Annotated in this window: 23 protein-coding genes and 1 riboswitch; of the genes, 9 read left to right on the plus strand and 14 right to left on the minus strand. The window is 40.2% G+C overall.

Features of this window, described 5'->3' with window-relative positions; genetic code table 11:
- Nucleotides 1-52 precede the first annotated feature (52 nt).
- The 8 genes from CLV99_RS16980 to CLV99_RS17015 all read right to left on the minus strand — a co-directional run bounded on the left by CLV99_RS16980 (nt 53) and on the right by CLV99_RS17015 (nt 8,394).
- Nucleotides 53-412: a CoA-binding protein gene (locus tag CLV99_RS16980; protein ID WP_133585703.1), complete on the minus strand. Its 360-nt coding sequence runs from the start codon at nt 410-412 to the stop codon at nt 53-55.
- Nucleotides 413-429: 17 nt separating this feature from the next.
- Nucleotides 430-1,623, minus strand: a complete 1,194-nt coding sequence (locus tag CLV99_RS16985; protein WP_211348566.1) for a serine hydrolase domain-containing protein — start codon at nt 1,621-1,623, stop codon at nt 430-432.
- A 154-nt stretch (nt 1,624-1,777) separates the two neighbouring features.
- Nucleotides 1,778-3,406, minus strand: coding sequence for a 2-oxo acid dehydrogenase subunit E2 (locus tag CLV99_RS16990; RefSeq protein ID WP_133585705.1), 1,629 nt, complete (start codon nt 3,404-3,406; stop codon nt 1,778-1,780).
- Nucleotides 3,407-3,455: 49 nt separating this feature from the next.
- Nucleotides 3,456-4,451, minus strand: coding sequence for a pyruvate dehydrogenase (acetyl-transferring) E1 component subunit alpha (gene pdhA, locus CLV99_RS16995; RefSeq protein ID WP_133585706.1), 996 nt, complete (start codon nt 4,449-4,451; stop codon nt 3,456-3,458).
- A gap of 76 nt (nt 4,452-4,527) precedes the next feature.
- On the minus strand, nt 4,528-5,913 hold the full coding sequence (gene hisS, locus CLV99_RS17000; protein WP_133585707.1) for a histidine--tRNA ligase: 1,386 nt from the start codon (nt 5,911-5,913) through the stop codon (nt 4,528-4,530).
- Between the two features lie 51 nt (nt 5,914-5,964).
- Nucleotides 5,965-6,702, minus strand: coding sequence for a ribonuclease III (rnc, locus tag CLV99_RS17005; protein ID WP_133585708.1), 738 nt, complete (start codon nt 6,700-6,702; stop codon nt 5,965-5,967).
- Between the two features lie 175 nt (nt 6,703-6,877).
- Nucleotides 6,878-8,131: a beta-ketoacyl-ACP synthase II gene (gene fabF / locus CLV99_RS17010; RefSeq protein WP_133585709.1), complete on the minus strand. Its 1,254-nt coding sequence runs from the start codon at nt 8,129-8,131 to the stop codon at nt 6,878-6,880.
- 26 nt (nt 8,132-8,157) lie between these two features.
- Nucleotides 8,158-8,394, minus strand: coding sequence for an acyl carrier protein (locus CLV99_RS17015; protein WP_079643602.1), 237 nt, complete (start codon nt 8,392-8,394; stop codon nt 8,158-8,160).
- A 265-nt stretch (nt 8,395-8,659) separates the two neighbouring features.
- Here CLV99_RS17015 and CLV99_RS17020 point away from each other — a divergent pair, with 265 nt between their 5' ends.
- Nucleotides 8,660-9,160, plus strand: coding sequence for an IPExxxVDY family protein (locus CLV99_RS17020; RefSeq protein ID WP_133585710.1), 501 nt, complete (start codon nt 8,660-8,662; stop codon nt 9,158-9,160).
- A gap of 122 nt (nt 9,161-9,282) precedes the next feature.
- On the plus strand, nt 9,283-10,713 hold the full coding sequence (gene pyk / locus CLV99_RS17025) for a pyruvate kinase (protein ID WP_133585711.1): 1,431 nt from the start codon (nt 9,283-9,285) through the stop codon (nt 10,711-10,713).
- Between the two features lie 81 nt (nt 10,714-10,794).
- On the opposite strand, the gene CLV99_RS17030 is transcribed toward pyk, so the two are convergent.
- The gene (locus CLV99_RS17030) at nt 10,795-11,172 is read right to left on the minus strand and encodes a hypothetical protein (RefSeq protein ID WP_133585712.1); all 378 of its coding nucleotides are present in this window, start codon (nt 11,170-11,172) and stop codon (nt 10,795-10,797) included.
- Nucleotides 11,173-11,359: 187 nt separating this feature from the next.
- Between CLV99_RS17030 and CLV99_RS17035 the strand changes: the two genes are divergently transcribed.
- The 5 genes from CLV99_RS17035 to CLV99_RS17060 all read left to right on the plus strand — a co-directional run bounded on the left by CLV99_RS17035 (nt 11,360) and on the right by CLV99_RS17060 (nt 17,943).
- Nucleotides 11,360-13,228 (plus strand): sensor histidine kinase, encoded by a 1,869-nt coding sequence (locus CLV99_RS17035; protein WP_133585713.1) that lies wholly within the window; start codon nt 11,360-11,362, stop codon nt 13,226-13,228.
- 19 nt (nt 13,229-13,247) lie between these two features.
- Nucleotides 13,248-13,934, plus strand: coding sequence for a response regulator transcription factor (locus tag CLV99_RS17040; protein ID WP_133585714.1), 687 nt, complete (start codon nt 13,248-13,250; stop codon nt 13,932-13,934).
- Between the two features lie 104 nt (nt 13,935-14,038).
- Nucleotides 14,039-14,140: riboswitch (SAM riboswitch) on the plus strand.
- A 70-nt stretch (nt 14,141-14,210) separates the two neighbouring features.
- Nucleotides 14,211-16,523, plus strand: coding sequence for a 5-methyltetrahydropteroyltriglutamate--homocysteine S-methyltransferase (gene metE / locus CLV99_RS17045; protein WP_133585715.1), 2,313 nt, complete (start codon nt 14,211-14,213; stop codon nt 16,521-16,523).
- A 353-nt stretch (nt 16,524-16,876) separates the two neighbouring features.
- Nucleotides 16,877-17,452, plus strand: coding sequence for a DUF4833 domain-containing protein (locus CLV99_RS17055; protein WP_133585716.1), 576 nt, complete (start codon nt 16,877-16,879; stop codon nt 17,450-17,452).
- A 68-nt stretch (nt 17,453-17,520) separates the two neighbouring features.
- Nucleotides 17,521-17,943 carry a 6-pyruvoyl trahydropterin synthase family protein gene (locus tag CLV99_RS17060; RefSeq protein WP_133585717.1) on the plus strand — a complete coding sequence of 141 codons (423 nt, stop codon included), beginning with the start codon at nt 17,521-17,523 and terminating at the stop codon, nt 17,941-17,943.
- A gap of 6 nt (nt 17,944-17,949) precedes the next feature.
- On the opposite strand, the gene CLV99_RS17065 is transcribed toward CLV99_RS17060, so the two are convergent.
- The 5 genes from CLV99_RS17065 to CLV99_RS17085 form a co-directional block, all read right to left on the minus strand.
- Entirely contained in the window at nt 17,950-18,717 is a 768-nt protein-coding gene (locus CLV99_RS17065; RefSeq protein WP_133585718.1) for an exodeoxyribonuclease III, read from the minus strand.
- Nucleotides 18,718-18,755: 38 nt separating this feature from the next.
- Nucleotides 18,756-19,514 carry a peptidylprolyl isomerase gene (locus tag CLV99_RS17070; RefSeq protein ID WP_133585719.1) on the minus strand — a complete coding sequence of 253 codons (759 nt, stop codon included), beginning with the start codon at nt 19,512-19,514 and terminating at the stop codon, nt 18,756-18,758.
- Nucleotides 19,515-19,523: 9 nt separating this feature from the next.
- On the minus strand, nt 19,524-19,871 hold the full coding sequence (locus CLV99_RS17075; protein ID WP_133585720.1) for a hypothetical protein: 348 nt from the start codon (nt 19,869-19,871) through the stop codon (nt 19,524-19,526).
- A gap of 56 nt (nt 19,872-19,927) precedes the next feature.
- The gene (locus CLV99_RS17080) at nt 19,928-20,362 is read right to left on the minus strand and encodes a low molecular weight protein-tyrosine-phosphatase (RefSeq protein ID WP_133585721.1); all 435 of its coding nucleotides are present in this window, start codon (nt 20,360-20,362) and stop codon (nt 19,928-19,930) included.
- Nucleotides 20,363-20,452: 90 nt separating this feature from the next.
- Entirely contained in the window at nt 20,453-22,012 is a 1,560-nt protein-coding gene (locus tag CLV99_RS17085) for a Do family serine endopeptidase (protein WP_133585722.1), read from the minus strand.
- A 208-nt stretch (nt 22,013-22,220) separates the two neighbouring features.
- On the opposite strand from CLV99_RS17085, the gene dapF reads away from it, so the two are divergent.
- Together dapF and CLV99_RS17095 are read left to right on the plus strand one after the other, a co-directional pair.
- A complete protein-coding gene (gene dapF / locus CLV99_RS17090) occupies nt 22,221-23,015 on the plus strand; it encodes a diaminopimelate epimerase (RefSeq protein WP_133585723.1) in 795 nt (264 codons plus the stop codon).
- Nucleotides 23,016-23,112: 97 nt separating this feature from the next.
- Nucleotides 23,113-25,995 (plus strand): DEAD/DEAH box helicase, encoded by a 2,883-nt coding sequence (locus CLV99_RS17095; protein ID WP_133585724.1) that lies wholly within the window; start codon nt 23,113-23,115, stop codon nt 25,993-25,995.
- The last annotated feature ends 17 nt before the right edge of the window (nt 25,996-26,012 follow it).

Raw genomic sequence — 26,012 nt, forward strand, 5'->3', positions numbered from 1 at the left:
GCATAGCTCAATTGGCTGAACTATGCTCTATACCTTTATTTCCCTAAAGCAATTAGTACTGTCCTGTATTTAACATTACCAACGTACAAGCTTCAACAATCTCTATTCCCCGTTCATTCAATTTCGCTGCCAATTCTGGATTTTCAGAACCAGGATTAAAAATCACGCGATGCGGGTTTGTTGCCAAGATATAATCATAATAAGGCTCTTGATTTTTAGGTCCTACATACATTGTAATCGTGTCAACATCCGTATGGATAACCTCTGCTGGTTCGATTGCTACTCCTGCGACCTCTCCATTTTTACGCCCGACATTCACTATTGGGTACCCTTTTCTCACAAGCTTATTGGCCACGAGATAAGAATATCTGGCGGAATTAGTGCTAGCACCTAAAATCAAGGTTTTTTTCATAATATGTGTCTATATATTTAGTGTTCTACAAAACCACCGTTTGCATCATAAGCATTCTGCCTCAAAATAGGCATTTCTAAAATCTTATACAACTCATCCAGACTATTTAAACTTCCATTTACCATATTGGACAGCAACACAATGGTTACATCATTGGTCAAATCGCGCACATACAGGTTTTTGAACCCATGCCACCAGCCCGTATGGTAAACAACTTGGTTCCCAGCTGTAGAAAATGTACGCCAGCCATAACCGTAACTAAACACGCCCCTCTTAGCATCAGAACGTGGTACATATGCCGAATCCAGTAATACCGTATCCAACAGCCTACCTTCCTTAAGGGCTAGATCCAGCAAATACATATCCTGTACCGTACTATAGATTCCCTTATCCCCTAGAGGACCATCAAGATAATCCTGCACAACAGACCGTCTCCAGACTTTATCATGTCCTATCACATCAGTAGGGATCTTATCATACTTGACTCGTGATAATGCAGCTGTATTTTTCATACCGGCAGGTTTAAAAACATGCTCATCCATATACGTTGCAAAATCCTGTCCAGAGACTTTTTCAACAAGAGCACCCAACACCATATAATTTGAGTTATTGTAATGAAATCTACCATCTGGCTGCCCATACCGCGCAGGCTTATGTTCGATCATCAGATTAATAGCATCCATATTTGACATTCCTTTCTTCCGATCGGGCCATATTTTATCAACGAAGTACACATAATTAGGTAATCCCGAGCGATGGGTTAACAATTGCCTGACAGTAACGCCCTCGTAAGGAAACCCCGGAAAGAAATCACTGACCAATTGATCCAATTTCAATTTTCCGGCTTCGACCAACTGTAACACTGCTAATCCTGTCATTGGCTTCGAAACAGAAGCCAGTTCAAACTTGGATGTTATCTTCAAACTATCCTTATGTAAATAATCAGCCCATCCAAATGAATTTTGATACAAAATCTTCCCCTTCTTTGCTACCAGAACATTTCCATTGAACCCCGACACGCTATGAAGTTTTTTCATAAAAGCATCTATATCCTGATTGGCCTGATGCGGATCATAAAGCAAGGCGATACTATCGAGTTCTGATTGTTTTTTTTGGATCTCCTGTTGTTTTTGCTCTGCACTGGAACACGAAAAAAGAGCTATTAAGAATAGAAAGTTTAGTAGCTTAGATAGAAAAAATCTCACGGGCATTTCATTTATTAACACAAAATTAAATATAGGTAAATAAGCAGTAAAACCCAATAAGCGATTGAAAAAAGCAGGCGAAATAAAGCACAAAAAAAGAAGGTATCTAAAAAGATACCTTCTTCGGCCAAGTCCGTAATGACCTGTCTATATTTTTTAGCTACGCCAACAAACGAATTGGCGCTTCTAGCAATCCTTTTAGTGTCTGTAAAAATTGAGCACCACTCGCTCCATCCACTACACGATGATCACAACCTAATGTTAGTTTCATCACATTTCCAGGGACAACAGCTCCATTTTTAACAACAGGAATCTGTTGGATAGCACCTACCGACAAGATAGCACCATCAGGGGAATTGATAATAGACGTAAATTCGTCAATACCAAACATACCTAAGTTAGAGACAGTGAAAGTAGAACCTTCCCAATCAGAAGGCTGAAGCTTTTTAGCTTTTGCCTTACCTGCAAAATCCTTCACTTCAGCAGCGATATGGGACAATGTCTTGCCATCCGCAAAACGAACAACAGGAACCAATAAACCATCTTCTACCGCTATTGCTACACCGATATTAGTATGCTCATTAAATCTCACCTTATCCCCTTGCCACGAAGAATTCACTGCGGGGTGTTGTTTCAACGCTGCTGCTGCAGCTTTGATGATCATATCGTTAAAAGAAACCTTAACTGGAGCGACTTCATTAATTTGTGCACGAGCAGCCATCGCATTATCCATATCGATACTTACAGTCAAGTAAAAATGTGGAGCTGTAAACAACGACTCTGACAAACGACGAGCAATAGTTTTACGCATCTGTGATACGTTCACTTCTGTATATCTCTCTTCTCCGATAAACTGTGGTAACGTAATTGCTTTTGCTTCCGATGGAGCTGCTACAGCAGCTGCCGCAGTAGATTTCGCTGCAGGAACAAAGTTCTCTACATCTTTTTTCACGATACGTCCACCGTCTGCTGACCCTTTAACGTCATTCAGATTAATTCCTTTATCCTTCGCAATCTTACGTGCCAAAGGAGAAGCTTTTACTCTAGAGTCATCATTTGCTGATGCAACTGCGCCTGTTGAAACAGCGGCAGGAGCCTCATTTGAAACAGCAACTTCGGCTTTAGCCTCCGGCTTAGCAGCTGTTGTTTTTTGATTTAACAACGGTGTCACATCTGTACCAGCTGGGCCTACAATCGCTATGATATCATTTACCTTAGCAGCTTGTCCTGCTTCCAAACCAACATACAACAATGTACCTTCTGCATAAGCAGTCACCTCCATTGTCGCTTTATCCGTCTCTACATCTGCAATAGCATCATCTGATTTTATAGTATCTCCGACTTTAAAATTCCATTGTGCGATTACACCTTCCGTCATTGTATCACTCAATAACGGCATTGTGATAACCGTACAGCCTAATTCTTCGGCAGTCACCGAGCTAGTCGAAGTATCTTGGCTAGTAGCTTCTGCCACTTCTTTTACCGCCTCTTCTTCTTTTTTTGTTTCAGGAGCAGAAGCAGCACCATCTAATAGAGCTTTGTAATCTTCACCTTCTTCACCCAACACCGCAATTACAGCATCTACAGCAACAGCTTCACCTTCTTTTGGTCCGATATAAAGCAATGTTCCTTCTTGGTAGGACTCAAAGTCCATCGTTGCCTTATCCGTCTCAATCTCTGCAACGAGATCTCCAGCATTTACCTTATCGCCAACTTTTTTGTGCCATTTCGCGATTACCCCTTCAGTCATGGTATCGCTCATTTTCGGCATTTTTACTACTTCAGCCATCTATTATAGTAAATTATATCTTAAACAATTCAAACAAAACAACTTCCTACTAGTCCATTACAAATGGATAGTCCTCTTGTACGTAAATATCTTTGTACAATTCGTCTACCGTAGGATAAGGAGATTCTTCCGCAAATTTAACCGAGTCTTCTACAATCTTCTTGATCTCCGCATCTACTTGCGCAAACCAAGCATCGTCCGCATAAGCGTTTTCTACGATAGCGTGTTTAGTAGTCAATAACGGATCTTTTCCTTTATATTCTTCAAGCTCTTCTTTCGTACGATATTTCGCAGGATCAGACATAGAGTGTCCTTTATAACGATAAGTACGGATTTCTAAAAATGTAGGGCCTTCACCTGCACGTGCACGTTGTACCGCTTCATCCATTGCATTATGGACTGCTACAGGATCCATACCGTCCACTGGCATACTAGGCATATCAAAGCCCAAACCAATTTTATAGATATCCTCCATGTTAGTTGTACGCTTTACAGATGTCCCCATTGCATAACCATTGTTCTCACAAACAAAGATTACCGGCAATTTCCAAAGCATAGCCATATTGAATGTCTCATTCAATGCACCTTGACGCACAGCACCATCCCCCATGAAACAAACATTCACATTATCTTTACCAAGATATTTTTCTGCAAAGGCTAATCCAGCACCCAATGGTATTTGTCCACCGACGATTCCGTGTCCTCCCATCATACCATGCTCTTTAGAGAAAAAGTGCATAGAGCCTCCTTTTCCTTTAGAACAACCTGTGCTCTTACCGTATAGTTCTGCCATACAAGCGTCTGCAGAAACTCCCTTTGCCAAAGCATGGGCGTGATCACGATAAGAAGTAATAACAGTATCTTCCTGTCTAGTTGCCGATATTGTACCAGCCACTACAGCTTCCTGTCCGATATACAAATGACAAAAACCACGGATTTTTTGCTGTCCGTACAATTGTCCTGCCTTCTCTTCAAATTTACGCATGAGTAGCATAGATCTGTACCACTCGAGATATGTTTCTTTTGTTATAGGTGTTGAACTCATTCTATAAAGTCTTTTTCTTACTTAACCGATTACAAATCTAATAATTTATATCGACAAAATGTAGATTTTTTGCCTCTCAGTCCCTCATCAATTCGATAAGTACTGACAATTTTACTTTCATCTGTTCTCCAGACTCCATATTCTTCAGTGTCAATTCTCCGGACTCCATCTCTTCCGTCCCTACAAGAAGGACAAATGGAATACGCTTTGCATCGGCATAACTCATCTGCTTCTTAAGTTTCGCGGCGGTAGGGTATAGCTCTACAGCGATTCCCTCTTTGCGCAAGGCTGACAACAACGGAATACTAAACGCTTCGGACTCCTTATCGAAATTGACAATAAGAATTTTAGAACTAGTGACTGTTAATTTTGGGAACAGGTCGAGTTCTTCCAAAACATCATAAATACGATCAGCACCAAATGAAACACCTACTCCACTAAGGTCTTTAAGTCCAAACATACCCGTAAGGTCATCATATCTTCCACCCCCACCAATACTCCCCATAGCCACCTCGTTGGTCTTAACTTCAAAAATACAACCTGTATAATAATTTAAACCTCGCGCCAAGGTTATATCCACCTCCACAATTCTCTCTAAAACCTTTTCATCAACTTTAAATGCACTGACATAATTAAAGACCTCCTCTATTTCAGCGATACCTTGCATTCCCTTTTCAGAAGAAGCCAACACCTTCTTTAGGCTAGCCAGTTTCTCGTCATTACTACCCTCCAGCAAAATGATAGGTCTCAACACTTCCAGGTCAGCCATTGTAAAACCGCGCTCTAAGAGTTCCTTATTGACCCCTTCTAATCCAATTTTATCCAACTTATCAATCGCGACTGTCATATCGACGATAAGCTCTGGCTTACCTATGATTTCTGCAATCCCTGTCAAAATTTTACGATTATTTATCTTAATCGTAAAATCCTTAAGCCCAAGTGCGAGCAGCGCTTCCCAATAGATCAGAACAAATTCCGCTTCGTTCAACAAGCTTTCCGAGCCCACCACGTCCACATCACATTGATAAAACTCCCTATAGCGCCCACGTTGTGGCCTATCAGCACGCCATACCGGTTGTATTTGGAAACGCTTAAACGGAAATGCCAGATCATTTTGATGCATCACCACATACCTCGCAAATGGAACTGTCAGATCATAACGCAGTGCCTTTTCAGAAATCTGCGGGATCAACTTAACAGAATTTTTCTCGCTCCACACCTGCTCGGAAACTTTAGAAAGATAATCCCCTGAATTAAGAATCTTAAAAATAAGCTTATCACCCTCATCGCCATATTTTCCGGTCAGGGTCGAAAGGTTTTCAAACGAGGGTGTCTGAATCTCACTATAACCGTATTTTTGAAAAACGCGTTTAAGGGTATTAAATATAAAGTTTCTCTTTCCCATTTCGGAAGGAGAAAAATCTCTAGTACCTTTTGCTAAAGATGGTTTAACTATTGCCATAAGGCAAAGGTAATATAACAGAATGAATAAGGAAAGAATGCCCGACGGTTTCTAGGCAATTTCAATAATTTTCAAATATTCACAAGCTCGCTCGGCAGCAAGCTTTTCCGCACTTTTCTTATTAAAATCACGTCCTAGACCACAGGCTTCGCCATTGACTAGAACCTCTATGCTGAACATCTTGGGCGACTCCCCTTCTGGATTGTCAACAGGTACAAATGCGACCTCCTTGCCTGCATGCTGGCACCATTCAATAAGTCTACTCTTAAAATTCGTCTCCGTGTTTTCTAGCGTATGAATATCGACATGGGGTTTGATAATACGAACCAATAAAAACTCTCGGGTGAACTGATATCCCTTATCCAGATAGACCGCTCCTATTAGCGCTTCGAAAGCATCCCCTAGCAAAGACCCCTGCTTATTTGGATAAGAAATCATACGTGAATCGTACTGAATTAGCTTGTCGAACCCCAACTTTCTGGACAGTTGATTCAAATTCGCTCTAGATACTATTTTCGATCTCATTTCCGTTAGGAAACCTTCATCCTTATAAGGATAAAGCTTAAAGAGCAGTTCTGCAATTACCGAGCCCAAGACTGCATCTCCTAAGAACTCCATACGCTCGTTACTATTCTTTACCCCATCCTTAATTTGTTTGGCGACAGACTTATGTCTAAAAGCCATTTGATACAACTTAAGATTACCCGGCACAAAGCCAAGAATATTCTTTAGCTTTTTAAAGTAAGCTCGGTTTGGAGAAAAATATAGTTTATAAATTCTTAGCGACATATGTATCTACGAAAAGCGAAACACTTACAAATTAACACCTATAAGGTTAACGCTTAGCACATTCAAAAATAGCAAGATTCTTCGAATGTTATTTTATAAAAGCCAATCTACATGTATAGAAAAATAGGTAGTTTTTCCAAACTACCTATTCATATCTTAATTCAGCATGCAATCATTATGCTTGGTATTTTTTGAAAATAACCGAAGCATTGTGACCACCGAAACCAAATGTATTACTCAAAGCCGCATTAACTACACGCTTCTGAGCCGTATTAAACGTAAAATTCAATCGATTATCTATTTGTGGGTCGTCTGTAAAATGATTAATGGTAGGCGGTACCAAATCATTTTTAACAGCCAGAATAGAGGCAATTCCCTCTACGGCACCAGCGGCTCCCAACAGGTGACCTGTCATAGATTTTGTAGAACTTATATTCAATCTGTAAGCACTCTCTCCAAATAGATCGACAATAGCTTTTGTCTCGCTAATATCACCTACTGGAGTCGATGTACCATGTACATTGATATAGTCGATATCTGAAAACTGCATTTCAGCATCATTTATCGCCATAGTCATAGCAAGCTTGGCCCCAAGACCTTCAGGATGCGAAGCAGTAATATGATGTGCATCAGCACTCATACCTCCACCAACAATCTCTGCATAAATCTTAGCTCCACGTGCTAAGGCATGTTCTAAACTTTCTAAAATTATCGCGCCAGACCCTTCACCTGAAACAAATCCGTCCCTATCCTTATCAAAAGGTCTAGATGCCGTCTTTGGATCATCATTACGGGTTGACAAGGCATGCATAGCATTAAAACCTCCTATCCCAGCTTCATTAATAGTAGCTTCCGAACCACCAGTAATAATTATATCTGCTCTACCCATACGGATATAGGTAAAAGCATCAATCATTGCATTAGTTGCAGAGGCACACGCAGAAACAGCTGAGAAATTAGGACCACGCAAACCGTGACGCATAGAAATATGTCCTGGAGCGATGTCCACCAACATTTTGGGAATAAAGAAAGGATTGAAACGAGGTGTTCCATCTCCTTTTGAAAAGTTAGCAACTTCCTCCGTAAAGGTAGTCAATCCTCCAATTCCTGATCCCCATATCACACCAATACGGTTTCTGTCTAATTTATCAAACTCCAATCCAGCATCCTTAACTGCTTCGTCTGTAGAAGCAATGGCATACTGAACGAAAGGATCTACCTTACGAGCTTCCTTGCGATCCATAAAATCATGTGGATCAAAGCCCTTCACCTCGCAGGCAAATTGGGTTTTAAATTTTGACGCATCAAAATGCGTAATAGGAGCAGCACCACTTACACCGTTAATTAATCCCTCCCAATAAGCTTGGACGGTATTACCTAGAGGTGTAAGTGCGCCTAATCCTGTTACAACTACTCTCTTAAGCTCCATTTATATCTTTAGCCTAATACAATTAGTTAGTTAACGTTTTTTTCTAAATAAGCGATTGCTTGACCTACAGTACTGATGTTTTCAGCTTGGTCATCAGGAATTGCAACGTTAAATTCTTTTTCGAATTCCATGATCAACTCCACTGTATCAAGTGAGTCTGCACCTAAATCATTCGTGAAAGAAGCCTCTGGTGTTACTTCATTTTCATCTACACCTAACTTTTCAACGATAATTGCTTTTACTCTTGATGCGATATCTGACATGATTTTATAGTTTAATTGTTTAATAAATCTGTGCAAAGAAAAATAAATTTCACCAAAAATCAAACCTTTTTAATTTTTAGGTGACAAATAAAGAGCAACAAAGCTCATTTAGTGCATTATAGCACGACAAAGAAACACAACTCAATAATACTAAAAGTAATATTCAATCACAAAAAAACTTTCATTTAATACAAATTTTACATTATCCCCCTTAAAAACACAAGCATAAGTTGTACTTTCGTAAATATATCAAGCCCCTGTAAAGTTGAATAAAATCACCTTCAAATTAGACATTGACTTTGACCTCGAACTAGATTTTATTTTGGTCGGTATCAGCTCGTCTTTGAGAGACTACAGGCTTTGCCATTTCATAAATAAGCATACAGGGTTGAATTTTATCTACGGAAAAGAATCCCCGATAGATCACAACGGTAATTTGAAAACTAAACCTCAAGAAGAACTAGACTTTCATATTATACAAGAAAAATCCAAAGGAAAAAAAGAGGCAAAACACCATTATCAGATGTATAGATATTGCTGCGATTCCTTTGATTTCGAGTATTACCTACTCAACAACAGAAGCTTAGAAAACGGCCTATTGGTACCAGAGGCCCCTAACTTTGACTACTTTATAATTATAAAACATTATATCGACGAAGAGGATCTTGACACGTTGATTGATAATTTAAAATCAATCAATGAAATCATGTTGGTGAAAGAAATTGATCCAACAATATTGAAATCTAAAGAAAATCTGATATTTTAGCGGATTCTTTAGAGAGTGTAATATTTACACCTTTGATAATTAAAATATAGATTAGCCATAATCAACCGTCTACGTTGGGATCAGGTCAGCGTAAACAGATAAAAAAACAGAACAACAACGATATGAAAAAGCTTCAAAAGAGAACTAAAATAGTAGCGACATTAGGCCCTGCATCATCCAATATTGATGTATTGACTAGCATGATTGCTAAAGGGGTTGATGTATGTAGATTGAATTTTTCCCACGGCAGCCAAGAAGATCACCTTCAAGTAATTAATACCATCAATGAGATAAATGCAAAACACTCTTTCAACGTTAGTATTTTGGCTGACCTTCAAGGTCCCAAAATCCGTATCGGTAAAATGAAAGAAGGAGGTGCTATTCTAACCAATGGTTCAACTGTCGAAATGACAACCAAGGAATTAATTGGCGACGAAAAGCAAATCTACATTACTTATGAAAACTTCCCTAACGATGTTAAGGAAAATGAAATCATATTGCTTGATGATGGTAAATTACAGTTACGTGTTCTATCTACAAACCACAAAGATACCGTTGTTTGCGAGGTCGTACATGGTGGTATTTTGACTTCACGCAAGGGGGTGAACTTACCTAACACAAAGGTCTCCATCCCTTCATTAACAGAAGAAGATTTAGACAATTTAAACTTCGCATTAGACCATGGTGCCGATTGGATTGCTATGTCATTTGTACGTTCAGCAGAAGACATCGAGCAGTGTAAAGAGATTATAGCTGCCAAAGGAAGTCACGCAAAAATCATTGCAAAAATTGAAAAGCCTGAGGCTATTGAAAACATCGATGCTATTATCAACGCGACAGATGCTGTAATGGTAGCCCGTGGAGATTTAGGCGTAGAGATGCCAATGGAAGAAGTTCCCGGCCTACAAAAGATAATTGTACAGAAATGTCGTAACCTCTCAAAACCAGTAATTATTGCTACTCAAATGCTAGAAAGCATGATTACCACACCTCGTCCTACCCGTGCTGAGGTCAATGACGTTGCCAACTCCGTATTGGATGGAGCAGACGCCGTCATGCTGAGTGGCGAGACATCTGTGGGTGAGTTTCCAGAGATCGTTATCGAGACAATGGCCAAAGTCATAACACACGTCGAGTCGACCTCCTATCCGTACTATAGCGAAAAAGTTGATGCATTTATAGAAGTAAACAAAATTCCAGATGCAATCTGTGGTTCATCAATATTCTTAGCTGAAAAAACAAAAGCATCTGCAATTGCTGTAATGACAGCCTCAGGCTATACCGCTTTTGAGATTTCAAGTTACCGTCCCAATGCAGACATCTATGTATTCACAGGAAATAAAAACCTGTTGAGACAACTTAGTCTTTTATGGGGAGTACGTTCGTTTATCTATGAGAAATATGAGAGTACAGATGGTACGATTCAAGATGTAAACGAGCTTCTAAAATCTCACCAGCTTGTAGAAGCAGGACAAATCGTAATCAATACAGCGTCCACACCTTTACATGAAAAAGGTAAAACAAACACAATTAGAGTTTCAGAGGTAAATTAATTTACCTCTTATCATAAAAAGACAAAGGGCAGGTAATCGCATTACCTGCCCTTTATTAATAAACTATAAGACATCAAATTATCACTTTATAATCAACAGAGGTATTGTTTTCATACTGGATTCCGGGTTTTGATACTTCTCCACTTCATCTAACTTTTCTGTCCCTGGCATTGGCGCGCAATTCTTGCCGGAAAGACGAAGAACAGGCGTTCTAGCCCCAGTCCCGACACCTGCTTTCCCTGAGTAGACATTAGGAATTTCAATCGGCCGTACCCCATAATATTCCGACAAAGGAAGCGAATCCCTTTGTAAGGTATCCGACATTGGAACCTTCAGCTCAACCAGTGGCTTAGACCACTTGTATCCTTTCCCGTCTTTTTTTTCAATTTTATAATCTTGAGCCGACACTGCGACAGATATCAGCGTCAAAAAAGCAAAACTAAAACCTATTCTTTTCACTATATTAGAACTTATATTCATCATAATAATTCACGAAAAAAGAAAATGTATGAACCAAACGTACATCCCTATTGCAAATCAAGATACAAATATTTCCGGGAACACGAGTCTAAGATATTACGTAAACTGCTGTTAAATAGTGTTAAAGAGGACTTCAAGGTATAATACATTACTATTTTTGTAACAAATGAAGAAAAAGAGCATCTCACTGATTATAGGCTTAATGTCCGTTGCATTACTAGGCGTAGTTGCTATGCAGTACTATTTCATTCGCGAGACCTACAAACAGAAATCCATTCTTTTTGATGAAGCAATAAATACATCTTTAGCGAAGGTAGCAGCAGAAATCGAGAAAAGTGAACTCATCAATAATTCTCAGATTATCACCCGGGCAAATCAAGCCAAGTACGAAGCTGAACAAAAAAAACAGCGAATGCTCGCAGAGCAATTACGCATTCAGCGTCAGATCGAAAAGCTACGGCTTCAACAACTTGATGTAGAGAGCGTTTTCAGAGAAGAAGACGAAAAACTCAAAGCTATATTTCCAAATATCACCTATATTGAAAATTGGTTTTACGAAACTTATTTCCGCAAACGTCAAAACCAGCGGTATATTGATATAAGTCTTGTTGAGGAACGGATACCTGGCACCTCTCTTGCGCAAAATTTTGTCGTTGTATCTGCCACCCATGAATTGCCTCGTGTCAGTGCCAAAGATGATTCAGTCCGTTATGTGGTATCCACTATAGACGTTTCAGGTATTGTCAGGGATTACAGGATAGCGACCTTACCTCCCAAAGCAGATGCCAAAGTAGCATTTGAACTTATGGAATTGAGATCACAATTAGAATTACTCAACAAAGAATTCTTAGCAGATAAGAGAAATGCATTGGCGGGAGCCGAAAACGCATTCGATACCTTAGCTATTCTAGGAGGTAAAAAAGTTGGCGTTGTAGAGGATATCGCATTGAGCATCCTCCTTTCAAACAGACCCCTTGAGCAACGTGTAAATCAAAACCAAGTCCAAAAACTACTACAGGAAGAATTAATATCCAGAGGAATCTATTCCCCATTTAATATTGAGATCCGTGATCGCTCTAGAATCATTTACCACAGCCCCGATGCGGAGACACTTGCTTCCTCCGAAAAATCGCCCCGTTATACAACAGCTCTATTCAAAGGGGACTTTGGCGAACCCACCGGAAGATTGAGCATCTACTTTCCCAACAAAAAAAGAGTCATTGCAGACAATATGAGCTACCTCATATTACCGACTCTGGCATTATTTGCTGTCCTCATTGGGTGTTTCGCATACACCCTGTCTATCATCTTCAAGCAAAAGAAAATTTCCGAAATGAAGACTGACTTTATCAACAATATGACCCACGAGTTTAAAACACCTGTTGCCACAATCATGATTGCCAGCGAGTCTCTGCGCGATCCCGAAATCGCATCCAATGAGCAGCGGGTAAATAAACTTGCCAACATCATATATGACGAAAACGTCAGATTAGGCAGTCATATTGAACGAGTTCTCAACATCGCCAAACTTGAAAAAGAGAATCTACGGATCGAACGCACCGATGTACATGTCAATCCCCTGCTAGAAGGAGTATTAGACAGTATGCAGCTACAATTGCACAAGGCGAGCGGAACAATCCATGCTGACCTCTCTGCAACCAAAGATTTGGTAATTGGAGACGAATTGCATCTTTCTAATGTATTCTTTAACTTAGTTGACAACGCAATAAAATACAGCCCTAATGCTCCGGAGATACTCGTGAGAAGTCACAATTCGAAAGAGAACATCATAATATCTATTTCGGACAAAGGGATGGGGATGACAAAAGAACAACAAGAAAAAATATTTGACCAATTCTATCGTATTCCTACAGGCAATTTACATAATGTAAAAGGATTTGGCCTTGGATTGAGTTACGTCCATGATATTATTAAACGATTAGATGGAAAGATTCAGGTGAAAAGTGAAAAAGACAAAGGCACGACCTTTGAGATAACATTACCGCTTAAATCGAAGAAGTCCAATAATTCATAAACAAAGACAACAAACTACTATGCAAAAGATATTATTAGCAGAAGACGATCCTAACCTAGGGGAACTCTTAAAAGATTACCTAGAACTAAAAGGAAAATATGAAGTAGTCCTTTGCCAAGATGGAGAGCAAGCCTTAGACCAATTTAGAAAAAGTGACTTTGATCTTTGTATTTTCGACGTGATGATGCCGAGAAAAGATGGCTTTACATTGGGAAAAGAAATCAGAAAAATCAATCAGACCATCCCCATTATTTTTGCAACAGCCAAAGGAATGATGGAAGACAAAACTCAAGCCTTTGAGTTGGGTGGAGACGATTATATCACCAAACCCTTCCGTGTCGAAGAACTACTTTTACGTATTAATGCACTCCTCAAGCGTGTTTCCAAAGATAAAGAAGAAGAACTGGCCGATAAGTTTGAAATTGGCGGATACTTTTTTGACTATACCAGCCAGATTATATCTTACAAAGGGCAACAACAAAAACTATCCACCAAAGAGGCAGAATTACTACGTCTTCTTTGCTTAAAGAAAAACGATGTATTGACCCGAGAAGAGGCACTCATTAAGATTTGGCATGATGACAATTACTTTACCGGACGTAGTATGGATGTTTTCCTGAGCAAGCTCCGCAAGTACCTCAAAGAAGATCCAAATGTAGAAATAGTAAATGTACACGGCAAAGGATACAAACTACTAGTAAGCTGATAAACAGACAAAAAGAAGTAAGGAAAAGACGATCCCAATCTATTCTTTTCCTTACCCTTTAATATTTTTCTTTGCAATTTCAATTCTTATCCATACCTTAGCGTCGCTTATAGAGAAAGGCAGAGGGACTAGACCCGATGAAGCCTTAGCAACCTGTCCCTTGACAAGGTGCTAAATTCTACTCCATAAATGGGGAAAGATAAGCCGAAGTTTCTGATCCAAGAACTCTCTCTACAGCATTATTTTTTTATTAAAACAATTTAAAAGGAAAATAGTATGTTAATTACCAACAACTTAGGTTACCCAAGAGTGGGCCCATTCCGCGAACTTAAAAAAGCTAACGAGGCGTATTGGGCCAAGAAGATTTCCGCGGACGAACTATTACAAGTAGCAAAAGAAATCCGTGAAGCAAACTGGAAAACACAGAAAGATGCAGGGATCGATTTAATTCCTTCCAATGATTTTTCTTTCTATGATCAAGTATTAGACCTTTCTTTGACAGTAGGTGCAATTCCCGCTCGCTACAACTCCCTATTAAGCAAGGTAGACAACAGCTACAGTCTAGATCTTTACTTTGCTATGGCTCGTGGATTCCAACAAGATGGAATTGATGTCACAGCTTCAGAGATGACAAAATGGTTTGACACGAATTACCATTACATGGTTCCTGAATTTACCAAGGACCAAACATTTAAATTATCTTCAGAAAAATTCTTAAACGAATATAATGAAGCAAAATCTGCAGGTATCGACACAAAACCTGTTCTAATCGGCCCTATTACCTATTTATTAATCGGTAAAGAGAAAGAGGCAGGATTTGACCGCATCGACTTAATAGATAGATTACTCCCTGTTTATGAGCAAATCATATCAAAATTAGCTGCAGCTGGAGCTAAGTATATCCAAATCGATGAGCCGTACCTAGCTTTAGACATTGATGCCAAGACAAAAGCTTTATATACAACCGTCTTCGAGCGTCTTAATGCAGCTGCCGGTACAACTAAGTTAATCGCAACGACTTACTTCGAAGCATTAAAAGACAATGAGGATCTCGCGTTATCGCTTCCTGTTCATGCTTTACACATTGACCTAGTACGTGGTGAAAACCAACTGGACACTGTTTTAGCTAAAGTTCCTGCCTCTCTGACACTATCTTTAGGTGTGGTAGAAGGTCGTAACATCTGGAAAAACGATTACGAAAAATCATTGAGTAAAATCGAACAAGCAGTTCATGCTTTAGGAGCAGATAGAGTATGGGTTGGTACTTCTTCCTCTTTGTTACACGTACCATTTGATTTGGAAAGTGAGAAAAACGAAGAAACATTACCAGCGCAAGTAAAAAACTGGTTAGCATTTGCAAAACAAAAATTAGCAGAGGTCAAAGACTTAGCAGTATTAGCACACGGCGAAGTAGACGCTACTACAGCACAACGCTTTGAAGCTAATAAAGCTGCTGCTGAAAGCCGTCGCACATCCCCTCTAATTCACAAACCTGAAGTAAAAGAACGCGTTGGCAATATCACCGATGAAGACGCCCGTCGTACATCTCCATTTGCAGCACGTAAAACAGCACAGCAAGCTAAATTCAACCTGCCATCGTTTGCTACTACCACTATTGGATCATTCCCTCAAACCAAAGACGTACGTAAATGGCGTGCTGATTTGAAAAAAGGAACTATCACACAAGAAGAATACGACAAAGCTATCGCTGAAGAAACTGAAAGCACAATCCGTCTTCAAGAGCAATTAGATATTGACGTGTTGGTACACGGAGAATTCGAGCGTAATGACATGGTCGAATACTTTGGAGAGCAATTAGCCGGTTATGCATTTACACAATACGGATGGGTACAATCTTACGGCTCTCGCTGTGTGAAACCTCCTGTCATTTATGGTGATGTATATCGTCCAGCAGATATGACCGTTCGCTGGTCCGCTTACGCACAGTCATTGACCAATCGTCCTGTAAAAGGAATGTTAACAGGACCGGTTACCATCCTTCAGTGGTCATTCGTTCGCAACGATCAACCACGTTCTACAACAACGTATCAAATTGCATTAGCGATTTTGGATGAAGTTCAGGCATTAGAAAAATCAGGCATCAAAATCATTCAGATTGACGAACCGGCAATCCGCGAAGGACTTCCGTTACGCAAAGCCGATCAGCAAGAGTATTTGGACTGGGCTGTACGTGCGTTCCGTGTTTCTTCTTCAAACGTTGCGGACGACACACAGATCCACACCCACATGTGCTATTCTGAGTTCAATAACGTAATCAAAGATATTGCAGCGATGGATGCCGATGTTATCACGATCGAAACATCCCGTTCGCAAATGAAATTATTGAATGCTTTCGCTGGAGACTTTAAATATCCAAACGACATTGGCCCAGGCGTGTACGATATCCACTCCCCTCGCGTACCTAGTACCGAAGAGATGGTTGATCTATTACGCAAGGCAAAAGATGTAGTCCCTGCATCCCAGCTATGGGTCAATCCAGACTGTGGTTTGAAAACTCGCGCTTGGCCAGAGACCAAGGCAGCATTAGAATCAATGGTTGAGGCTGCAAAAATATTAAGGGCAGAATAACCGCAAAAATTTAGTAGTATTAAATAAATTTAAAATCCCGAGCCCTAAAAAGTTTGGGATTTTTCATGACCGCACTTTTGCTTCGAACAAACCAATCAGTCTTTACCCTCCCCATCCTATACTATGGCTTTGTGCTAGCACTCACTCTTTACAATTATTTAAAACTGAAGGAATAAACTTTTTTGACAATCACTTGTTATAAAGTAAATATCAGTTATGAAAAAAATAAGTATTATAGCCCTGTTGACACTAGTTACATTATCATTCACAAGCTGTGAAGTGATTGGAGGAATATTCAAAGCAGGAGTCTGGTCTGGCATCATTATGGTTGTGGTTGTAGTAGCATTAATACTATGGCTATTGGCAAAAATGTTTGGCGGACGAAGAAACTAAAAAAATATATGCGCAACTACTTACTACTACTGCTTTATTTCAGTTCAGTTCTTTTCCCTTTATTAGCACAAGAAGGTTACCCAAAACCAAATGTTAAAGACTTGCTATTCTACATTCAGCACAATCGCGGAAAAAACACCTATTTGTATCAAGCCAATATCGACAAGCAGGGTAAAATAGACTCCAATGATCCCGTCAAGATCAGCAGACAGATGTTTGACAATAATGCGGAAATAAAATCTATAACCGCCATACAGCGCAAATTTGCTTATGGTATCGATTCCACACCACAAAGTGACAAGTCGTACGAACTGAGCCTTGTTTCTTATCCCCAACAACGGCTTTATCTCCGCAGCAACGCCGACGACAACTACTTTGTAGAAACCACCTTAAACGGTATAAAGATGAAAATAAATCGCTTATTTATTTTCCAAAAAGAAGGTACCTCCGGGCTTAATACAAAAGTAGATTACATTTTATTCTTTGGCACAGATCAAAAGGGCAAACACGTACATTCAAAATTAGTCATCGACTAGCCCTTCTTCTCCCTAGATTTTACTTTTCAATGTTCGTGATTACTCCACATTTTATCTAATTTTGCGTCATGATTACAGCAGAGAGATACCACGACATTTCATGTGGACACCGAGTAGTAGGGCATGAAGGAAAATGCAGATACCTGCATGGTCACAATTACCGCATACATTTCATTGTCCAAGCCGATGAGTTAGACAATGTAGGCCGTGTCGTCGATTTCTCCGTAATAAAAGAAAAACTATGCATGTGGCTCGAAGACAATTTCGACCACAAGTTCCTCATCTGGAATGAGGATCCATTACTAGCTTCATTGATGGAAATTGCTGCGGACAGCCTGGTTCTTGTCCCCTTCAATCCTACAGCAGAAAATATAGCAAAGTACCTAGTCGAGCAGATAGGCCCTCAACAGCTGGCAGAGCATGGCTGTCACCTTATCAAATGTAAAGTGGAGGAGACACAAAAATGTGCTGCCTCCTACACCTTAGCCTAGACGGCATCAATCCTTCAGCTCGAGCAATACCGGACAATGGTCCGAGTGTACAGCATCATTCAAAATATTTGCCGCTACAATCCGGTCTTTCAATGCAGCTGATGCCATATTATAGTCGATGCGCCACCCCAGGTTCTTGCCTCGGGATCCCGCTCTATAACTCCACCAAGTATAATGGTGCGGGTCTGCATTCAAATGGCGAAACGTATCAATAAATCCAGAATTGATAAAATTCTCCATCCACTCCCTTTCTTCGGGCAAAAAGCCAGAAGTGTTTGCATTAGATTTTGGGTTATGAATATCAATTGCACGATGACAAATATTAAAATCTCCACAGACGACAAGATTAGGCTGCTCTTGGATCAATTTGTCCGCATAAAGCTGAAAATCATCTAAAAAGCGGTACTTGAACGTCTGTCTTACATCCCCAGTAGTACCTGACGGAAAATACGTACTCATCACCGACACCGTATCAAAATCAGCCCGGATAATACGGCCTTCAAAATCATAATCCTCGTGTCCACAACCATACTCTATATGCTTGGGCGTTATCTTCGTCAAAATAGCGGTTCCACTATACCCTTTTTTTTGTGCAGGGTACCAGTAATGTTCATAGCCCATCTGTTCAAAAAAAGCTATTTCAGGAACCTGATCCGGTGTTGCCTTTATTTCCTGTAGACACACCACATCTGGGTTTACCGTCTTCAACCAGCCTACCCAATCCTTCTTCAAGGCAGCCCGTATTCCATTCACATTATATGTTACAATCTTCATCCCTAGCCAATTATAGATAAATTCCTTTACACAGCCCTTTATAGGCTATACTTCTTTGATTTAAAAGCATCAAAGAACTCCGTTATAAAACCAGATTTTGGTTTAAGTCCCTTTAAGATACGATCCTGATTCACCGCTTCCCTCCTCGTCAATAACCGGGCGGACATACGTTCATTCACAATAGGCCTATCCTGAGCGTTTGTTTTCGCTCCCGCGATAATATCTACGGCCTCTAGACCACTTATCACCTGACCGAATACCGTATAATTCCCATCCAAATGAGGAGCACCACCTACAGTAGTGTATTGTTCCCTTTGCAAAGCTGAAAGCTTATTCCCGTTCAATCTAAAACGCTCCAAAGAATCTAGACCATCATTTGTAAAACGGTGTCCCTGAACGATATAAAACTGCGAAGCAGAAGATTGCTTTGCTGGATTATTGTCCCGAGCAGCTCCCAAAGCTCCTTTCTTATGAATAAGTCCTTCCTGGATTTCTGATGATATTTTATAATCGGGGCCTCCATTGCCGAGCATCGCATTATCCGCAGCCTTCTTCGAATCTGGGTCCCCCCCTTGAATCATAAAATTCTTAATAACACGGTGAAAGAGTAAAGAATCATAATAGCGCTCATTCACCAATTTTTTAAAATTATCACGATGCTTCGGCGTCTCATTGTAGAGCTGGATTAATATATTTCCCTTCCCCGTCTTCAGCTCTACATAATAGTGCTGTGGTTTTTGCGCCTGTGTCACCACTAAAAAAAATCCTAAAAAAATAGAAAATAAAAATCTCTTCATAAAAATAAGTTATATCACTTCCAACTCTTGAAAGTAATCAATAATCAATGATTTCATAATCAGTTCTTGTTCCAATAATGTATAGTTAGGGATTGCTTTCACCAACTTCCAATGAGGCCAGCCTTGCTCGTCCAACCCTTCCAATTCATAAAACCCCATCGAACTGAAAAGTCGACATGTCGCAATATGCATCAGTTCCTCCTTCTCTCGCTTGGAGAATTTCTTAGGTCCCTGTCCGAGCTCCTGTACTCCGATTAAAAACAAAACCACCTTTATATCGGGTAGTTCCATATCAAAACTCTGAGCCAGAGCCTCCCTTAGGACATTCCATTTTTTATTTACTTCTGTTGCTTTCATGTATATTTAAAAACCAAAAGTAACTAATTCAGAAGTAAGAATTGTCATGTGATTCTTTAAGATAACTCTAACAATAGTTCTTTGCATCGTTTTTCGACCATTTTATATACCGGATCAAACAGCATATCATCAAAATAAGGATCAGGCACCACATCATCTTTCAAAAACAGATGCACCTTATCTTTCTGTTCCCTATTCCTAGCTAGGCCGATTACGTCTTTATAGTTCTGCCTGTCCATCACCAAAATTAAATCATAATCCTCAAACAGTATCTCCGTAAAATGTTGCGCCCGTTGACCAGAGATATCTACGCCATTTCTTTTTGCCACAGCGATCGATCTATGGTCTGGTGCATGTCCAACGTGCCAATCTCCTGTACCGGCAGAATCAACAATCCATCCCAACCCTTTATCCAAAACCATATGTTGTAATATTCCGTGTGCCAATGGCGATCGACAAATATTACCCAAACAAACCATCAAAATCTTCATATTCCAAAAATCTACATTATTATATAAAAAAACAAAGTATGACGATCTTACGAAAGCCATACTTTGTTTATATATAAACTATTCTACGGTTTAATACTCAATAGGTACATTCAACTCGACCGTACTTCCACGTTGAGGAACTCCCTTTATACGTACGATATTACGTTTTGTCGAAGCTAGTGCAGATTCTACATCATCCACATTATTTACCGTCTTACCGTTCACTTCAGTTATCACCAATCCACGTTCTACACCAAAATATTCGAACACTCCGCCACGGCGCACATCCGTCACCACAACTCCAGACGTAATTCCTAATTCTTTCTTACGCGCATCTGTTGCTGGAATAAAACTTGCACCAAGTTTATTAAATATCTGTGTTGCACTAGCGCTTGAGCCTTCATCACTAGCCGCAGCTTTGTTTACTTCCTCACCTTTTAGCGTTACTGTTACATCTTTCTCTTTTCCATCACGTTTATAAGTCAATGTAACCTTATCGCCTGGACGAAGTCGTGCTACACGCTCTTGTAAATCTGGCGAACTGTAAATAACTTTACCATCCACTTTGGTTATGATATCATTTTTCTTGATACCTGCAGCTTCTGCTCCGCCCCCTTTTACAACACTAGAAACATATAGTCCTCTTACATCATCAATGCCTAATTCTTTACGTGCAGCATCATTCATCTCCGTAAATGTAAAGCCTACATAACCACGTTTTACGCTACCAAACTCTTTAAAATCATCCAATACCTTTTTAGCAAGACTAATCGGAATCGCAAAACCATATCCTGCATAGGTACCCGTAGGTGAGGCGATTGCAGAATTGATACCAATCAATTCTCCTCGGGCATTAACCAACGCTCCACCACTATTACCTTTATTAATTACCGCGTCCGTCTGTATAAAAGACTCAATAGCCGTACTTACCATCTGCTCGGGTTGTCCTCCTTGTCCAAATCCTCTCTGTTGCGAAGGTTCATCGAGAATACCTATACGACGTCCCTTAGCACTTACGATACCTGCTGTTACTGTAGATTGCAAGCCTAGTGGATAACCTACCGCCAATACCCATTCTCCTACTTGAACATCATCCGAATTACCCAACTTAACCATTGGAAGATTTGTCGCGTTTACTTTAATCAACGCCAAATCAAAATTAGGATCACGACCGATTACTTTAGCTTCGTAGGTACGATTATCCGTAAGCTGCACCTCTATTTTATCAGCATCTTCAACCACATGGTTATTCGTTACGATATAGCCATCTGTTGATATAATTACACCCGATCCAGACGCCTGAGCCTGTCTTGGCTGAGCTTGCCCACGTCGTTGTTGTGGCATCCCAAAAAACTCCTCAAACATATCAAACGGAGAACCTGACCCTCCACCTCCACGTTGATTGGCACGTGTCGTCACAGAAACTTTTATATGCACAACACCCGGCGAGACTGCCGCTGCTGCTTGGGTAAAATCTGGGTTACCAGTAGATGAAATAGCTGCACCTGTAGGATTACTTGCATAATAGACTTTTTGCTGTTCTTCAAAAGTCATATTATTCAATTGTTTGTTCTCAAAAAATTTGTATCCCCCTACAGCGATTGCCCCTCCTAGGACAGCTGCTAATAAACTTACTCCTATTTTTTTCATATTACTTTGCTGTTTTAATTTCTAACTTTGCTATTCAAATAAATACAAATTGTGTTAGTCAAATGTAGTACCATCACAAGGTCTGTCACAACTTTTGTCAGTTAAAATTTGTTAATAAACAGTAGTTTTTCAGGTTTTTAACATGTTTTAACACGTTAGCACACAATTGTAACAAGAATATTAAATTTGACGCATATTTTCAAGTTTTATGGACCAAAAAATTAAATTTCATAAATATCAGGGTGCAGGCAATGACTTCATTCTAATAGACAACAGAAATAAGCTTTTCAATCACACCAATACAGACCTGGTCAAACACTTGTGCGACCGTAGATTTGGAATAGGTGCCGACGGCTTAATGTTACTACAAGATACAACGGAATTTGATTTCGAAATGGTTTACTTCAATTCTGATGGCCATCAAGGCAGCATGTGTGGCAATGGAGGGCGCTGTATCGTAGCTTTCGCACGCGATCTTGGTCTCATAAAAGATGAGACTGTCTTTTTGGCAGTTGATGGAGAACACCATGCTACCATTCAGCAGGAACAGGTAAAATTAGGTATGACTGATGTCCATGAAATCCAAATGGACGGAGATTCTTACATACTACACACTGGTTCGCCCCACTACGTAACAATGGTAAACAACCTTGCACAGTTAGATGTATATCGACAAGGCTATGCCATCCGCAACAACGACACTTACAAGCAAGAAGGTATAAATGTCAATTTTGTAGAACGAGAAGGAGAGGGGTATTTTCTGCGTACGTTCGAACGAGGCGTAGAAGACGAAACTTATGCCTGCGGTACAGGCGCTACTGCTGTAGCTATGGCTATGGCCTTTAAAGAAGGCTTAGATGGTTATCATGAAATTCCTGTACGTGCCTTAGGAGGTCAACTGTACGTCTCCTTTGAGAAAAATCATCAAACATTTAGTAATGTAATCCTTAAAGGCCCAGCTACATTTGTTTATGAAGGCACGATAGCTTCAGACTACAGATAACAAGCTACCCTTATACAGTCTATTATTTAGCTTTTTATTTTTACTTTATCGTTATTCGGGTTATCTTAGATGCCTTCTTACAGAAGAATTCATCAAGATGCAGCAAGTAGACAGATCCATTCGATATCAATTGGTTTATTCACTCGGAGAACACCCCTATCTGGGCTATCTACTGGAACCACATATTGTACAGCTCAATGCCAACGGAAGTCTTTCGCTATCTTCCAAACGGGTATTTTCCAATACAGTAGATGAATACGCTTCCGCCTTGGATGAACAAGATTACAAAATCATCAAACTTTTGGACGAGGTCGAACAGACCCATGTCATCAAGAAATACCATAAAAAAGCAATACGCCCGGCAGATTACTTCCTCAACGTATTCGATCAAAAAATATACGATTACATCCGTCCCAAATTAGAACAGAAGCTACTCAAAGCATTAGAATTAATCGGTCAGAAACCCCTATTCTTGATGAGTAAAAAAGACGGATATTCTGCAGACCAAAAGCTACAGATAGCTCCACAAGCGACATCCATTCTCTTCCATTTCAGACGCAGCGAAGAGGAGACCCGCTATTTTCCTACATTAAAATATGATGGGCACAGGATGGAGTTTATGTTCAAAAATGCCGAAGTCATCATCAATGCACAGGCATGGCTCCTGTTGGACAACACACTGTACCATTTTGACCAGCCGCTAGAAGGAAAAAAACTAAGTCCTTTCCTCAACAAACGTTATATCACAGTGACACGTGCTACGGAAAAAAAATATTTCGAAACCTTTGTCTCTAACCTTATCGAAAAAAACAACGTTTATGCGGAGGGCTTCGACATCAAGACCATCAAAGAAGAAGCAATCCCCGTATTGACGTTAAATTATATTGTAGATGGACAGTCCCATCTCCAACTATCATTCAAGTATGGTCACTACAACTTCTCTTCTGGTGGCGACCATAAAATCTCCGTACGTCTACATTACGATACCGATGCCGATTGGTATACCTTTACTCGAATTAGACGATCATCGCTCTGGGAAGAAAAACAGCATTTGTATCTCGAGAATCTTGGGCTAAAACGGCAAGATGCATTATTTGGCAGTTATATTCCCAGCACAGAGGATGTAAGCAGTATCTTCGACTGGCTTAATCAGCATCAAGAAGAATTGCTAAACAAAGGCTTTCAGATCAAACAAGAAACAGGGGACAAACAGATATTCATTGGTAAGACCTCATTGGACATCGAAGTAGTTGAGGACAACGATTGGTTTGACATACGTGCCTTTGCCAACTTCGGCCCTTACAAGATACCTTTTATACAGTTGAGAGATCATATCCTCAACCGCATCCAAGAATTTGTCCTTCCAAATGGGGAGATTGCGATCATCCCCGAAGAATGGTTCGCCCAGTATGAGCATCTTTTTCATTTTGCCGTCAAAAAAGATAGCCTACAACTTAACAAAGCGCATATAGGTATTCTCCACGAAATATCCGAGCATACCGAATTGAGCATGAGTCGTAAGCTTCAAAATCTGAGTAACTTTGAGGAGATACAACAGACTGCACCGCCCGAAGGCTTCAAAGGTCAGTTACGCCCTTACCAACAGGCAGGCTACAATTGGTTCCATTTCTTGCAGGAGTATAAATTTGGAGGTGTCCTTGCCGACGACATGGGACTTGGCAAGACCGTACAAACATTAGCCCTTTTACAAAAACAAAAAGAAGAGCTCAAAGACACCGATCACGCAAAGACGACACTACTGATCTTACCAACCTCTTTGGTTTATAACTGGCAAAAAGAAGCAGACCACTTCGCCCCAAAGCTAAGAGTACTCTTACATACTGGAACCAATAGATTCAAGGACCCTTATGCTTTCACCCATTTCGACTTGGTCATTACCACATACGGTATCGTCAGAAGCGACGAGGCTATTCTCAGCAAGTGTTTTTTCAATTATATCATTCTGGACGAAAGTCAGAATATAAAGAACCCGACCTCCAAGTCTTTTAAAGCCATCAAACTGTTAAAGAGCCGCCACAAGCTAGCGCTTAGTGGGACACCTATCGAGAATTCCGTTTCTGACATTTGGTCGCAGATGCATTTTACAAACCCTGGTCTTCTGGGCAACTATACCTTCTTCCAAAAAGAATTTGTAACCCCTATTGAAAAGAAAAAAGATGAAGTGGCAGCCAAAAAGCTACAGGCTATCATCAAACCTTTTGTACTGAGACGGACAAAAAACCAAGTAGCAACAGAACTACCTCCAAAAACAGAACAAATCATCTACTGTCAAATGACCGAAGGACAGTCTGAGCGCTATGAAACTACAAAATCCGAATACCGCAACGCTATATTGGATAGCGCAGTCCAACAACAGCGTAAAGGCGCACAGATAGCCCTATTGCAGGGACTGACCAAGCTCAGACAGCTTGCCAACCATCCGAGTATGGTCGAAGGCGATTACACCGATGGCTCTGGCAAATTTGAAGCGGTACTCGAGATGTTAGAAGCTATATTATCCGAGGGGAACAAAGTCTTGATTTTCTCCCAATTCGTCAAGCACCTTGAAATCTTTAAAGCGCATTTCCAACAGTATGGTGTACCATTTGCCTACCTAGATGGGACCACAAAAAACCGTGCAGAGGCAGTCCAAACATTTAAAACAGACGATAGTATCAAGATATTCCTCATTTCCATTAAAGCAGGAGGAGTAGGCCTCAACCTTACCGAAGCAGACTATGTATTCATTCTAGATCCATGGTGGAATCCCGCTGTCGAACAACAGGCTATTGACCGGAGTCACCGCATAGGCCAGACCCGCAATGTATTCATCTATAAATTCATCAGTAAAGATACCGTCGAAGAAAAGATAGTCGCCATGCAGAACCGAAAGAAATCGATAGCTACGTCTTTAGTGACTACCGAAGAAAGTTTCGTAAAGTCACTATCTCAGGATGATTTAAAGGAGCTATTAAGATAATAAGCTATAGAACAGTA

Source organism: Sphingobacterium yanglingense (assembly GCF_004363245.1).
In the GTDB taxonomy this organism is placed as follows: Bacteria; Bacteroidota; Bacteroidia; order Sphingobacteriales; family Sphingobacteriaceae; genus Sphingobacterium; species Sphingobacterium yanglingense.

What these genes read in the sequence shown, in the direction of transcription:
- metE (WP_133585715.1), top strand. Translation starts at nt 14,211, where the DNA reads ATGTTAATTACCAACAACTTAGGTTACCCAAGAGTGGGCCCATTCCGC.
- CLV99_RS17085 (WP_133585722.1), bottom strand. Translation starts at nt 22,012, where the DNA reads ATGAAAAAAATAGGAGTAAGTTTATTAGCAGCTGTCCTAGGAGGGGCA.
- CLV99_RS17075 (WP_133585720.1), bottom strand. Translation starts at nt 19,871, where the DNA reads ATGAAAGCAACAGAAGTAAATAAAAAATGGAATGTCCTAAGGGAGGCT.
- CLV99_RS16980 (WP_133585703.1), bottom strand. Translation starts at nt 412, where the DNA reads ATGAAAAAAACCTTGATTTTAGGTGCTAGCACTAATTCCGCCAGATAT.
- pyk (WP_133585711.1), top strand. Translation starts at nt 9,283, where the DNA reads ATGAAAAAGCTTCAAAAGAGAACTAAAATAGTAGCGACATTAGGCCCT.
- hisS (WP_133585707.1), bottom strand. Translation starts at nt 5,913, where the DNA reads ATGGCAATAGTTAAACCATCTTTAGCAAAAGGTACTAGAGATTTTTCT.
- dapF (WP_133585723.1), top strand. Translation starts at nt 22,221, where the DNA reads ATGGACCAAAAAATTAAATTTCATAAATATCAGGGTGCAGGCAATGAC.
- CLV99_RS17040 (WP_133585714.1), top strand. Translation starts at nt 13,248, where the DNA reads ATGCAAAAGATATTATTAGCAGAAGACGATCCTAACCTAGGGGAACTC.
- CLV99_RS17065 (WP_133585718.1), bottom strand. Translation starts at nt 18,717, where the DNA reads ATGAAGATTGTAACATATAATGTGAATGGAATACGGGCTGCCTTGAAG.
- CLV99_RS17015 (WP_079643602.1), bottom strand. Translation starts at nt 8,394, where the DNA reads ATGTCAGATATCGCATCAAGAGTAAAAGCAATTATCGTTGAAAAGTTA.
- CLV99_RS17055 (WP_133585716.1), top strand. Translation starts at nt 16,877, where the DNA reads ATGGCTATTGGCAAAAATGTTTGGCGGACGAAGAAACTAAAAAAATAT.
- CLV99_RS16990 (WP_133585705.1), bottom strand. Translation starts at nt 3,406, where the DNA reads ATGGCTGAAGTAGTAAAAATGCCGAAAATGAGCGATACCATGACTGAA.
- CLV99_RS17095 (WP_133585724.1), top strand. Translation starts at nt 23,113, where the DNA reads ATGCAGCAAGTAGACAGATCCATTCGATATCAATTGGTTTATTCACTC.
- CLV99_RS17080 (WP_133585721.1), bottom strand. Translation starts at nt 20,362, where the DNA reads ATGAAGATTTTGATGGTTTGTTTGGGTAATATTTGTCGATCGCCATTG.
- rnc (WP_133585708.1), bottom strand. Translation starts at nt 6,702, where the DNA reads ATGTCGCTAAGAATTTATAAACTATATTTTTCTCCAAACCGAGCTTAC.
- fabF (WP_133585709.1), bottom strand. Translation starts at nt 8,131, where the DNA reads ATGGAGCTTAAGAGAGTAGTTGTAACAGGATTAGGCGCACTTACACCT.
- CLV99_RS17060 (WP_133585717.1), top strand. Translation starts at nt 17,521, where the DNA reads ATGATTACAGCAGAGAGATACCACGACATTTCATGTGGACACCGAGTA.
- CLV99_RS17035 (WP_133585713.1), top strand. Translation starts at nt 11,360, where the DNA reads ATGAAGAAAAAGAGCATCTCACTGATTATAGGCTTAATGTCCGTTGCA.
- CLV99_RS16985 (WP_211348566.1), bottom strand. Translation starts at nt 1,623, where the DNA reads ATGCCCGTGAGATTTTTTCTATCTAAGCTACTAAACTTTCTATTCTTA.
- pdhA (WP_133585706.1), bottom strand. Translation starts at nt 4,451, where the DNA reads ATGAGTTCAACACCTATAACAAAAGAAACATATCTCGAGTGGTACAGA.
- CLV99_RS17070 (WP_133585719.1), bottom strand. Translation starts at nt 19,514, where the DNA reads ATGAAGAGATTTTTATTTTCTATTTTTTTAGGATTTTTTTTAGTGGTG.